Annotated in this window: 9 protein-coding genes; 3 read left to right on the forward strand and 6 right to left on the reverse strand. The window is 33.2% G+C overall.

The genetic code is table 11. The features are described 5' to 3' along the window. Positions 1–29: 29 nt before the first annotated feature. The gene (locus BB050_RS18360) at positions 30–2615 is read left to right on the forward strand and encodes a phosphoenolpyruvate carboxylase (protein ID WP_008468990.1); all 2586 of its coding nucleotides are present in this window, start codon (positions 30–32) and stop codon (positions 2613–2615) included. Positions 2616–2624: 9 nt separating this feature from the next. Next, a complete protein-coding gene (locus tag BB050_RS18365) occupies positions 2625–3140 on the forward strand; it encodes a DinB family protein (protein WP_066034613.1) in 516 nt (171 codons plus the stop codon). 181 nt (positions 3141–3321) lie between these two features. Here the strand turns inward: BB050_RS18365 and recQ are convergent, their stop codons facing one another. From recQ to aroB, 5 genes are all read right to left on the reverse strand, one after another. Then, entirely contained in the window at positions 3322–5436 is a 2115-nt protein-coding gene (recQ, locus tag BB050_RS18370) for a DNA helicase RecQ (RefSeq protein ID WP_066034614.1), read from the reverse strand. A gap of 145 nt (positions 5437–5581) precedes the next feature. Then, the gene (locus BB050_RS21920; protein ID WP_008468993.1) at positions 5582–5995 is read right to left on the reverse strand and encodes a hypothetical protein; all 414 of its coding nucleotides are present in this window, start codon (positions 5993–5995) and stop codon (positions 5582–5584) included. Between the two features lie 8 nt (positions 5996–6003). Continuing rightward, positions 6004–6972, reverse strand: a complete 969-nt coding sequence (locus BB050_RS18380) for a deoxyhypusine synthase family protein (protein ID WP_008468994.1) — start codon at positions 6970–6972, stop codon at positions 6004–6006. 103 nt (positions 6973–7075) lie between these two features. After that, positions 7076–8479 (reverse strand): type III PLP-dependent enzyme domain-containing protein, encoded by a 1404-nt coding sequence (locus tag BB050_RS18385; protein ID WP_008468995.1) that lies wholly within the window; start codon positions 8477–8479, stop codon positions 7076–7078. Between the two features lie 304 nt (positions 8480–8783). Continuing rightward, positions 8784–9851, reverse strand: a complete 1068-nt coding sequence (gene aroB, locus BB050_RS18390; protein ID WP_066034615.1) for a 3-dehydroquinate synthase — start codon at positions 9849–9851, stop codon at positions 8784–8786. Positions 9852–10097: 246 nt separating this feature from the next. Here aroB and BB050_RS18395 point away from each other — a divergent pair, with 246 nt between their 5' ends. After that, positions 10098–11267 (forward strand): proline dehydrogenase family protein, encoded by a 1170-nt coding sequence (locus tag BB050_RS18395; RefSeq protein WP_066034616.1) that lies wholly within the window; start codon positions 10098–10100, stop codon positions 11265–11267. 169 nt (positions 11268–11436) lie between these two features. Here the strand turns inward: BB050_RS18395 and BB050_RS18400 are convergent, their stop codons facing one another. Then, a complete protein-coding gene (locus BB050_RS18400; RefSeq protein WP_066034617.1) occupies positions 11437–13221 on the reverse strand; it encodes an ABC transporter ATP-binding protein in 1785 nt (594 codons plus the stop codon). Between the last annotated feature and the right edge of the window lie 234 nt (positions 13222–13455).

Raw genomic sequence — 13455 nt, forward strand, 5'->3', positions numbered from 1 at the left:
CTAATTAACCAACCAACTATAACACGATTATGTATACGTTGCCAAAAATTGAGCGTTTTAATCAAGACGTTCTCTCAAAATACCACATTTATAATAGTGTTTTTATAACATTACCCTTTGATTCTATAGATAATACTGGAGTTTTACTTCCTTTATTTACAGAAACTTGCGAAACGGGCTTTAAAAAACAAGAAACACCAAAAGAAATTGTTGATTTCTTCTCAAATAAATATTTGAATAACGCTTCTGAAGAGGAAAAAATCGATCTTATGTTTCGATTTATTCAATATATTGAACGCCAGATTGTATTGTTTGATGCTATTGAAGACGCAGCTTTTCCAGAAGTTAACAACATGGAGGGACGCGGGTCTCTTCGCGACATCAAAGAAAAATCGGACGCTAAAGAAAAGGATGAAGAATTAAGCGAATTTCTAGAAAGTTTTAATGTTCGTACCGTTCTAACAGCGCATCCAACTCAGTTTTATCCTGGTCCAGTTTTAGGAATTATAAATGATTTGACAGAAGCAATTCGTCAAAATGATTTGCTGAAAATTAAACAATTACTGGCTCAGCTTGGAAAAACGCCTTTCATTCAAAAAGAAAAACCAAATCCTTACGATGAGGCGGTAAGTTTAATTTGGTACCTTGAAAATGTATTTTATGCAACTGCAGGAGAAATTGTGCATTACCTGCAAAAAAATATTTTAGAAGGAAACCCAATTCACAACCAATTAATCAAACTTGGTTTCTGGCCAGGAGGTGACCGTGATGGAAATCCTTTCGTTACTACAGATATTACACTTAAAGTGGCAGATCGTTTACGTACCTCAATTTTAAAGTGTTATTATGTAGAAATGAGAAATCTAAAGCGCAAGCTAACTTTCTCAGGAGTAGATGATTTAGTAGCAGAACTTGAACATAAACTTTACCGTTCTGTATTTTATTCTAAAGGAGATATTTTTATCACTTTAGACGAATTACTAACACAGCTGAATAAAATTAGAGCTATAATTATTGAGAAACATCAATCTTTATATTTAGACGAGTTAGATGCGCTTTTGGTAAAAATAAATTTGTTCGGATTCCATTTTGCGACTTTAGATATTCGTCAAAACAGTAAAATTCATAATGCAGTTTTCAAAGATGTTGTCAATTATTATTTGAATTCTGGCTCAGATATTTTTCCTAAAAATTATTTCGAATTGACGGAAGATCAAAAAATCAATGTTTTATCGAAAGTTAAAGGAAAACTTAATCCAGCGGATTTTGAAAATGAAATTACTAGATATACTTTAGAATCTGTTCAGGCTATTAAAACAATTCAGCAAAATAATGGAGAAGAAGGAGCAAACCGTTATATCATTAGTAATAACGAAAGTGCCCTGAATGTTATGGAGACTTTTGCCATGATTCGTTTGAATGATTGGGAAAAACCAACTGTAGATATTATTCCGCTTTTTGAGTCTGTAGACGATTTGCAAAATGCGCATACTATTATGGAGCAATTGTACACCAATCCAGAATATGCAAAACATTTGAAATCGAGAGGAAACAAACAGACTATCATGCTTGGATTCTCGGACGGAACTAAAGATGGCGGGTACTTAATGGCAAACTGGAGTATTTACCAAGCCAAAATTTCGTTGACTAAAATTTCTAGAGAATACGGAATTAAAGCGATTTTCTTTGATGGACGTGGCGGACCTCCAGCGCGTGGCGGTGGAAAAACACATAAATTTTACGCTTCTCTTGGTCCAAAAATTGAAAACAACGAAATTCAAATTACAGTTCAAGGTCAAACGATCAGCTCTAATTTTGGAACTTTAGATTCTTGCCGTTATAATATTGAAAACTTATTGAGTGCTGGTGTTACAAACCAAGTATTTAGTAAAGAGAAAAATGAATTGACAGCAGAAGAAACTCAAATCTTAACTGATTTGGCTAATTTGGGTTATGATAAATATTTAAGCTTCAAAAATCATCCGAAGTTTATTCCGTACTTGGAAAAAATGAGTACTCTGAAATATTACTCAAAAACTAATATTGGAAGCCGTCCTTCAAAAAGAAGCAAATCTGAGTCATTGGATTTTGCTGATTTAAGAGCAATTCCATTTGTGGGTTCATGGAGCCAGTTAAAGCAAAACGTTCCAGGATTCTTTGGAGTGGGTTCTGCTTTAAAACATTTTGAGGAAACTGGACAATGGAATAAAGTAAGTGATTTGTATCATAATTCTTTATTTTTCAAAACATTGCTTGAAAATAGTATGATGTCATTAGCAAAATCATTTTTACCATTGACAGCTTATATGAAAAATGATCCTGAGTTTGGTGAATTCTGGCAGATTATCTATGATGAATTCTCAGAAACAAAACGCCTTTTATTGAAAATTGCTGGGCATAAAACATTGATGGAAAATTATCCTGATGGTATTGCTTCAATTCAGATTAGAGAGCGCATTGTTTTACCGTTATTAACTATTCAGCAATATGCTTTATTGAGAATCAACGAATTAAACAAAGCAGAAACTCCAAATGAAGAATTGGTGAAAGTTTATGAGAAAATCGTAACAAGATCATTATTTGGTAATACGAACGCAAGTAGAAACTCAGCTTAAAATATAAAAATGAAAGTAACAGAATTATTAGACAATGAATATTCAGGTCATTTTGGTACTTATATCAAAGCGGCTGGAGATGGAATTTTGATTGAAGATTTAGAAGTTTCACTTCATGAGTTTATTCGATTTGTGCAAAATATTCCAATGGATAAATTTGATTATCGTTATGCAGAAGGAAAATGGACGATAAAAGATATTATTCAGCATGTTATTGATACAGAACGAATTTTTGCTTATCGCGCTTTACGTTTTTCAAGAAATGACAAAACGCCTTTGCCAAGTTTTGAAGAAAATGATTATGCAGACAATACAGATTCAAATAGCAGAAGCATTCAAGATTTGCTTACTGAATTTTCAGCTGTAAGACATTCAACTTTATTGTTTTACAAAAGTTTATCTGAAGAACAGCTAAAGCGAATTGGAACTGCTTCAGGAAATCAGATTTCCGTTCGTGCTTTAGGTTTTGTCATGATTGGACATCAGAAACACCATCAGAAAGTTTTTGTAGAGAGGTATTTGTAATACATAATTATCAGAATAAAAAAATCCTGTGATATATCACAGGATTTTTTATTTACCTCAATCTTGTCATTTCGACGAAGCAGAAATCTTCGCGAGAAGCTCGACAAAGATTATATTTTCGTATGGAGCCACTTACGAAGATTTCTGCTTCGTCGAAATGATAAACAAACGAATGTGTTTGTTATATCTTTTGATTCCTTCTCTCCAAAAAAGCCAAACCAAATCTAATTTTATCATAAGACATTTTTTCTTCAAAATAATCGAAGTAAGGTCTTAATGCATTTGGATTTTCCAATTCTGTTTGAGCATTTTCTATTTGGAGAATTTCATCTTCAGAGACAAACTGACTTAGATCTAAATCATGGCCATCAACGTATAATTTTGCTAAATGCGAAATAATTGTTGTTGGATTCAAATCTCGCTGTTCTGCTATTTCTTCTACTGAAACTCCATTTTGAAATAATTCCAGCGTTTTTTTATAAGTATTGTCTTTTTTCTCTTTTTTGACAACAGACTTATTTCTTTCAAATTCAATAATGGCTTTGATGAAATCTGCACCATATTTTTCTAGTTTTGCTTTCCCAACACCTTCAACAGCAAGAAACTCTTCGTCGCTCATTGGTCGCAAGATTTCCATTTGGCGTAGGGACGCATCACTAAAAATCACATAAGCAGGAACTTCTTCTTCCTGCGCAATTTCATAACGTAATTTTCGAAGTGTCTCAAACAGAGAATTTTTAGACGCTTTTGGTTTTGCCTCTTTAGCTTCGCTTTTATCAATTGTTTTCTTAACAACTGTTGTCAGTTTTACTTTTTCGCCTTCAAATAAAACTTTCTTTGCAAAAGGAGTAAGTAGAATTTTATTATGCTGATGAAAGGCAATTTCGCAATAGCCTAAATTAATCAGTTGAATAAGATATTGATTCCAATCGTACCAAGAAACATCAGCGCCAATTCCGTACGTTTTTAGCTCTTGATAATTTTTTTCGTAGATATACGCGTTTCTCGAGCCTCTCAAAAAATCCACTATTACAGCCAAAGGCTCAGATTCTTTCAAACGTACAATAGCAGACAAAGCTTTTTGCGCGAGAATCGTCCCATCGAAAAAAGTTGGCGGATTTTTACAAATATCGCAGTTTCCGCAATTCTCAGTAACCAATTCGCCAAAATAAGACAGTAGAATTTTTCTACGACAGCTTACAGCATCTGCGTATTGTTTCATACGGTCTAATTTTGCAAGCTGAATATCAAAGTTCAATCCTTCTGATGCAAATTTTTGCAATTGAATCACATCTGCATAACTCTCAAACAAAACCGTTTCGGCAGGAAGACCGTCACGTCCGGCACGCCCAATTTCCTGATAATATCCTTCTATATTTTTTGGAAGATTGTAATGAATTACCCAGCGAACATTTGATTTATCAATTCCCATTCCAAAAGCAATCGTTGCGCAAACCACCTGACAATCATCATTTATAAATTGATCCTGAGTTTTTGCTCGCGTTTCATTATCTAAACCAGCATGATATGCTTTCGCTTCAATTCCATTTTTTCGTAATTTTTCAGCAAGCTCTTCTGTTGCTTTACGGCTCAAACAATAAATAATTCCCGATTCGTTAGGCTTGTTTTCAATAAAATCAATTATTTGTTTCACCCGATCCAAAGCTGGACGAACTTCAAGACTTAGATTTTTACGATCAAAAGAAGCTATGAATGTTTTCGGATTCTTAAGATTCAATTGTTTGGATATATCTGTTCGAGTCGCTTTATCAGCTGTAGCTGTCAATGCCAAAATTGGAGTAGAAGGGAACCGACTTTTTAGGTATCCTAAATTAGTATAAGCCGGTCTGAAATCATGTCCCCAAGACGAGATACAATGCGCTTCATCAATTGCTATTAGACTAATATTCAATTCGCTAAAAGCCATATCTAAATAAGAAAGACTTTCTGGTGCGACATAAACTAACTTAAAGTTATTTGATTTTAAGTTGTCGATATAATATTGCTGTTCTTGCGATGATTGTGTACTATTAATATAACAAGCAGAAATTCCGTTTGTTTTTAAACTATCAACCTGATCCTTCATTAAAGCAATTAGTGGCGATATCACAATAGTGATTCCTGGTAAAATTAAAGCAGGAAGCTGAAAACAAATTGATTTTCCTCCGCCTGTTGGCATAATTGCCAATGCATCTTGTCCAGATAAGACGGTACTAATTATAGTTTCTTGATTGGGTCTGAATTTTTCGAAACCAAAGTTTTCTTTTAATGTAGCGTGTAGAATTTCTGAAGTCATAGGCATGTACTTTTTTTGTTTAAGATTTAAATGTGAAAATAATCCTATAAAAACAAAAATATAAGTTTAGTAATTTGCAATTCTCTTGTTATAAAAAAAGGAACTCCAAACAGAGTTCCTTTTTTTTTATTAGAAAGAAAATGAATTAATCTTCATCATCTTCGTCTTCTTCATCATAGTCAGTATCAGCTTTGTCGTCATCATCATCGTCATCATCGTCGCCACCATCAGTATCTGGTTTGTCAAGATTATCATCGTCATCATCATCGTCACTAATATCATCATCCAGATCTATACCTTTAACTGGCGCAATTGCATCTACATCAACATCTAAATCGTCATCTTCATCGTAGTTTTCAATTCTGTCAGCAAGTTTAGTACTTATTTTTACTAAGTAAATTGTATCTTCAGTACGAACTTCAACAGCTTCAACCAATTCGTTTTTAGCATTTCTAAAACGGATTACATCCGAATCATCATAACCATCAGGAAACTTTTCAACCAAAAGATTTAAAATTTCGTTGGTAAGTTTGGCGTAGTCTACTATAACTCTTTTCATAAATTATCTTATAAATCTAATAAGTATGCAAAAATTAACGGAGCAACAATTGTAGCATCCGATTCAATAATAAATTTTGGGGTTTTGATGTCTAATTTACCCCAAGTGATTTTTTCATTTGGAACTGCTCCAGAGTAAGAACCATAACTAGTTGTTGAATCTGAGATTTGGCAGAAATAGCTCCAAAATGGCACATCATGCATTTCCATATCTTGATATAGCATTGGCACTACACAGATAGGGAAATCACCCGCGATACCACCACCGATTTGGAAGAATCCAATTCCGTTTGAACTGTTTTTTGAATACCAATCCGCAAGGAAAGTCATGTATTCAATACCAGATTTCATAGTAGACGCTTTTAAATCTCCTTTAATTACGTATGAAGCAAAGATATTACCCATTGTACTATCTTCCCATCCTGGAACGATAATTGGTAAATTTTTCTCTGCAGCTGCATACATCCAGCTATCTTTTAGATCAATTTCGTAATATTCTTCTAAAACGCCAGACAACAACATTTTATACATAAATTCATGTGGGAAGTAGCGCTCACCTTTATCGTCAGCCTCTTTCCAAATTTTGTAAATGTGTTTTTGTAAACGACGGAAAGCTTCATGCTCAGGAATACAAGTGTCTGTAACACGGTTTAATCCTCTTTCTAATAAAGCCCATTCGTCTTCTGGTGTCAAATCACGATAATTAGGAACTCTCTCGTAGTGAGAATGAGCTACTAAATTCATGATATCTTCTTCTAAGTTTGCTCCAGTACATGAAATAATATGCACTTTGTCTTGTCTGATTACTTCGGCAAAAATTTTACCAATTTCTGCTGTACTCATTGCGCCAGCCATACTTACCAGCATCTTTGCACCATCAGCTAATTGCTGTTCGTATGCTTTTGCAGCATCTACTAACGAAGCAGAGTTAAAATGCAAATAATGTTTTTCAATAAACTGACTGATTGGTCCTTTCATTTTTTTGTTTTTTTTTTTTTGAATTAAAAAGTTTAACCTTTTTGGATGTTAATGCAAATTAAGAATTTTTTAAAAAAAATTATAACTTAATCTGCCGTTTTTTTTACACCTTTTTTTTGTAGCCTAAAATCTTTAAAACATCGTCTGAAGTCTGTTGTTCTGAGAACACTTCGGTTGCTAGAATTCCATTTTCATCACGATCAATTAAAATATGTTTTGGCTGCGGAATCAAACAGTGGTGTAGACCGCCGTATCCTCCAATTGTTTCTTGATAAGCGCCAGTATTAAAGAAACCAATATATAAAGGCTTTTCTTTGTTGTATTTAGGCAAATAAATGGCGTTCATGTTTTGTTCAGAATTGTAATAGTCGTCACTATCACAAGTAAGACCTCCTAGCAGAACCCGCTCGTAAGTATCATTCCAACGGTTAATAGCCAGCATGATAAAACGTTTATTTATAGCCCAAGTATCTGGTAAAGTGGTAATGAAAGATGAGTCGATCATATTCCATTTTTCTCTATCATTTTGTTGTTTTTGATACAAAATCTGATAGATTGCACCACCGCTTTCACCTACAGTAAACGATCCAAATTCCGTAAAAATATTTGGAACATCAACTTCGGCTTCATCACAAGCAATTTTAATCTGATTGATAATTTCATCAATCATATATTGATAATCATACTCAAAAGCAAGTGAGTTTTTAATAGGGAAACCACCGCCAATGTTTAGTCCGTCTAGTGTCGGACATTCTTTTTTAAGAGCAATGTAAACTTTGATACATTTTACAAGCTCATTCCAATAATATGATGTATCGTTAATTCCGGTATTGATAAAGAAGTGAAGCATTTTCAGCTCTAATTTATCATTCTCTTGAATTTGTTTTTTATAGAACGAAACTATGTTTTTGTAACCAATACCTAATCTTGAAGTATAAAACTCAAATTTAGGCTCTTCCTCAGCAGCAATACGAATTCCGATTTTGAATTTCCCTTTAATTTCTGCCTGAAGCAAATCTAACTCTTCATAATTATCAATAATAGGAATAGTATTTTTATGTCCGTTATTGATTAATCTTGCAATGTTAGTAATATATTCGTCTCTTTTAAAACCGTTACAAATAACATACGTGCTTTTGTTGATTTTACCGTTTTCTAATAAATTCTCCACAATATTAACATCAAAAGCAGATGAAGTTTCGATGTGAATGTTATTCTTAAAAGCTTCATTCATAATATATTCAAAATGAGAGCTTTTTGTACAATAACAATAGTAGTATTTTGCGTCGTATTTATTCTTTTCCATCGATTTTCTGAACCACGCTTTCGCTTTATTGATGTTTTCAGAAATCTGAGGAAGGTAAGTAAACTTTAATGGCGTTCCATATTGCTCAACCAATTTCATCAAATCGATATTATGAAACAATAGGTTGTCTTTGTTTAGTTTAAATTCCTCTTGTGGAAAGTAGTATGTTTGGTTTATTAGATCAGAATATTTTGTATTCATTTATTTGTCAATGTTTAGAGATTGTAATTATAATTTAATTTTAGGTTTTTGGGGACTTAATCTTAAATTCAAACTCTAATATTGGCAAATATAATAGGCAGTTTTTCATGCTCCGCTTTTGTACATTGGAATACATCAAAACAGAAAGGACTTTTACTATTATAGAAACGATCCAACATCCTTAATAAAGAACTGTTGAGTCTGTTTCTGTAAGAGCTGAAGTGCCTCTGCTGGTTGTTTGTTTTCATGGCGCAAATGTAAAAAATAATATATACCAAATGCAATGCTTTTGATTAAAAAAAGTTTAAGATTTATAATCCTCAAACGCTTCTAGAATCAATTTATTTTCAACGGATTGGTTAATTTTTATTTTTCCGATTCCTTCAATTAATGCAAATTGAATTAAACCGTATTCATTTTTTTTGTCGTGAATTAACAATTCTAAGATAGGATCAATGTCATTTTCCTCAAAAATTACATCATCATAAATATCTTTTATTACAGTTTTAATTTCACGGTATTCTTCTGCAGAAATTAATCCTTTTTGAAGCGAAATGTAGCTTTCTAAGATCATTCCAACCGCAATTGCCTCTCCGTGCAATAAAGTTGTTTTATCTTCACTTTCCAAGAAATACCCTTCGATTGCATGTCCTAAAGTATGCCCAAAATTCAAGGCCTTGCGAATATTTTTCTCCGTTGGGTCCTGAATAACAATTTCATTCTTAATTTCGACAGAACGATAAATCAGTTGATCTAATTCATCAAAAACAATTGATTTCAAATCTGAAAACTGTCTCCAGTACGGAGCATCATATATTAAACCGTGTTTTAGCATTTCTGCCAAACCAGAACGCATTTCGCTTTGCGGTAAAGTTTCTAAATATTGTGTATCAATCAAAACCATCTGTGGTACATTGATAACTCCAATTTGATTCTTGAGATTTCCTAAATCAACTCCTGTTTTTCCTCCAACAGAAGCATCAACCATAGATAATAGTGTAGTTGGGATATTGATAAAATCTACGCCTCTTTTGAACGTAGAAGCAACAAAACCTCCTAAATCGGTTACAACTCCGCCACCTAAATTAATAATAAGTGATTTTCTGTCTGCTCCAAGCTCTGTCAAAATATTCCAGATCTCAATACAAGTTTCTATATTTTTATTTGCCTCTCCAGCTTCAAACTCAATTATTTCAATCGCTAAATCGGTTTCTAAAAGCGGAATAAATTTAGATAAACAATACTCATTGGTCTGATCATCAACAATTATAAATATGTTAGAATATTTACTTTCTCTTAAGTGTTTATTTAAAGCTACGTAAGCATTCTCATTAAAATGTACGAAATAATTATTGGCTTGAATAGATTGCATAATTCTTTAGTTAATTGAAAGCGCAAAATAAGGCATTTTAAACGTAATAATATTCAAACTTTCTGGCTATTTTGTTTAAAATACGGGTTTGCATCTTTAAAATTAAGATAAAATTTTACAACAAATAAATATTTACTTCATAAATTAATATTTGCGGTGTCCTCGTTAACAATATTAAAAAATATGGTATCGTTTAGTGAAAAATATTCAAAACACTCTCTATATTTGCATAAAAAATAAATTTTAATGGAAAAGATATTCGATAATACACAGGTTGCATTTTCACTAAAGAGTGACACTGAACTTGATAGAGCTTATTTTCTTTTCAAAATGATTGACAGCGAACCTTTAGTAAGAATAGGTACTGCTGTAACTAATTTTGCAATTAAAGCTCATTTACCAGTAGAAGGATTAATTAGAGCAACTGTTTTTGACCATTTTTGTGGTGGCGTAAACGAAAATGACTGTCTTACTGTAGTAGACAAAATGTTTACAAAAGGAGTTTCTTCTGTTTTGGATTATTCGGTTGAAGGAAAAGAAGAAGAGGAGCAGTTTGATGCCGCATTGGAAATGACTTTAAGAACAGTAGATTTTGCTAAAGAACGTTTAGCAATTCCATTTGCTGTTTTCAAACCAACAGGTTTAGGACGTTTTGAATTGTATGAAAAATTGGGCGAGAAAAAAACTTTAACTCCAGCAGAGCAGGCTGAATGGGATAGAGTAGTAGCTCGTTTTGACAAAATATGCAGTGAAGCGCACAAAAAAGATGTTGCATTATTGATTGATGGTGAAGAAAGCTGGATGCAGGACGCTGCCGATGATTTGGTAACTGATATGATGCGTAAATACAATAAAGAAAAAGCAATTGTATTTAACACTCTGCAGATGTACCGCTGGGATCGTTTAGATTATTTGAAAAAACTTCATGAAATTGCCAAAGCTGAAGGTTTCTATATTGGAATGAAATTGGTTCGTGGCGCTTATATGGAAAAAGAGAACAAAAGAGCGGAAGAAAAAGGTTATGTTTCTCCAATCTGCGTATCTAAAGAAGCTACAGACGTAAACTACGATAGTGCTGTACAATATATGTTAGAGCATATTGATAAAATGGCCATTTTTGCAGGAACTCATAACGAATTAAGCTCATACAAATTAATGGAAATGATGGCTCAGAAAGGAATCGCTAAAAATGATCCTAGAATCTGGTTCGGACAATTATACGGTATGAGTGACAATATCAGCTACAACTTGGCTGAAAACGGTTATAATGTTGCTAAATATTTGCCATTCGGACCTGTAAAAGATGTTATGCCATACTTAATTCGTCGTGCTGAAGAAAATACTTCTGTAGCAGGTCAAACAAGCCGCGAATTATCTATGATTAAAGCTGAACGTAAACGCAGAAAAGGGAAATAATTTTTAGTTTTCCGTTTTCTGTCTCAGTTTACAGATATAAAAAACTCCAATCTAAAAAGATTGGAGTTTTTTTTGTTGCTGAAAATCAAACCCGACAGATTTTTAAAACCAGTCGGGTTTGAACTATCGTTTAATTAGAATTTGGAATTTTAAAAATTGAAATTTTCTTTTAAGAGTTACTAAACTGCAAGTTGCTTAAATTCTTATAAATTCCGTTTTCTAAGTTTATTAATTCTTGGTGTGTTCCTTCTTCAGAGATTTTTCCGTTATCTAAAACTAAGATTTTATCAGCATTTCTGATTGTTGAAAGCCTGTGAGCAATAATAATGCTTGTTCTTCCTTCCATCAATACTTCTAAAGCTTCCTGAACCAGTTTTTCACTTTCGCTGTCTAAAGATGATGTAGCTTCGTCTAAAATCAAAATGCTCGGATTTTTAAGTAATGCTCTTGCAATCGCAATACGCTGACGCTGTCCTCCAGAAAGTTTAACACCGCGTTCTCCAACCAAAGTTTCGAATTTCTCAGGAAAACTATCCACAAAATTGAAAGCATTGGCTTGTTTTGCCGCTTGAATAATTTCTTCATCAGTCGCATCAGGTTTTCCGTACGCAATGTTTTCTCTAATTGTTCCTCCAAACAAAATTACGTCCTGAGGCACAATACTCATATTGCCGCGAAGATTTTCTAAGTCATAATCGTAGATGTTTTTTCCATCGACACTAATTTCCCCAGAAGTAATATCGTAGAAGCGAAGCAAAAGAGAAGAAATAGTCGATTTTCCGGCGCCACTAGGCCCAACAATTGCTATTTTCTGACCAAATTCTGCCGAAAAATTTACATCTTTCAGAACTTGGATTTCCTGACGTGTAGGATAGCTAAATGCCACATTTTTGAATGTAACATTTCCTTTAATTTTCTCCTGATTTTTATTTAAATCTGAATTGATTTTCTCAGGACTTTCGTCTAATAACTCAAAAACGCGTTCTGTTGCACCAATTGCTTTTTGAATCTGCGCATATAATTCGGCAATTCCACCAAAAGAAGCACCAACAAAAGTTGAATATAATACGAATGAAATCAATTGTCCAACGCTCATTTCTCCGGCAATGCTCAAACGAACTCCGTACCAAACTACAGCTACGATTGCGCCAAATAGACAGAAAATGATAAAAGAAGCAAAATAACCACGGTATTTGCCACCTTTAATAGCCAATTTTACTACTTCGCTAATTTTTCCTTTGTAACGTGCAATTTCATACCACTCGTTGGCAAAAGCTTTCACAATACTAATTCCTTGCATCGTTTCTTCAACAATTACCTGGCTTTCGGCAACCTGATCCTGAACTTTTTTTGAATACTTTCTAATAAATCTCCCAAAAACAACCGCTGCAATAGCCACTAATGGAACTACCGAAAGCATTAATAAAGTTAATTTGAAACTTTCTGTTGCTAAAAGAATAATTCCGCCTATGATTAGAATAAATTGACGTAAGAATTCCGCAATAGTTGTAGTTAAGGTATCTTGAATTTGTGTAATGTCGGCACTAATACGGCTGTTTAACTCTCCAACTCTTTTTTGCGAAAAGAAAGTCATGGGCAGCTTTACCAAATTAGTGTATAAAGCTAAACGCAAGTTGGCCAATGTATTTTCGGTAAAGTTTACAAACAATGAAAGTCTGAAAAATGAAAAGAAAGATTGTAAAAACAGAATAACGATTAAACCTAATGCAATTTGATTGGCTTCGTCGCCGTTTTTGTTTTTAACGCAATCTACCAGCATTCCCATTAGTTTAGGAAAGGCAAGGGCAGTGGCACCAGTTAGTAAAAGAAAAATCAAACCAATGAAGAATTTCCATTTGTGATGTCCTGCATATGTAAAAATTGTTTTTGCTTTATTAAGTGAAGTAGCCGTTATTTTTGATTTAGGCAAATCATTTTCTTTAAATCGTGCCATTAGAATTTACTATTTTTAGGTATACAAATGTATGACTAAGTCGAATCACTACAAAGCAATATTAAGAATTAGAGTTCTCAATTTAACTTTTTAACGAAATTATAAGAAAAGAGTAAAAAAACTTTACTTTTTTAAAGGTTTGAAAAATAGCTTTCTAAATAAAAACACGAAAAAATATTTCATTTTTTTCTAAAAAGGCTTGCAAATACAAAATCTAGATGTAGATTTCCACTC

Origin of the sequence: Flavobacterium anhuiense (genome assembly GCF_001705175.1) — a bacterium.
GTDB classification, from domain to species: domain Bacteria; phylum Bacteroidota; class Bacteroidia; order Flavobacteriales; family Flavobacteriaceae; genus Flavobacterium; species Flavobacterium anhuiense.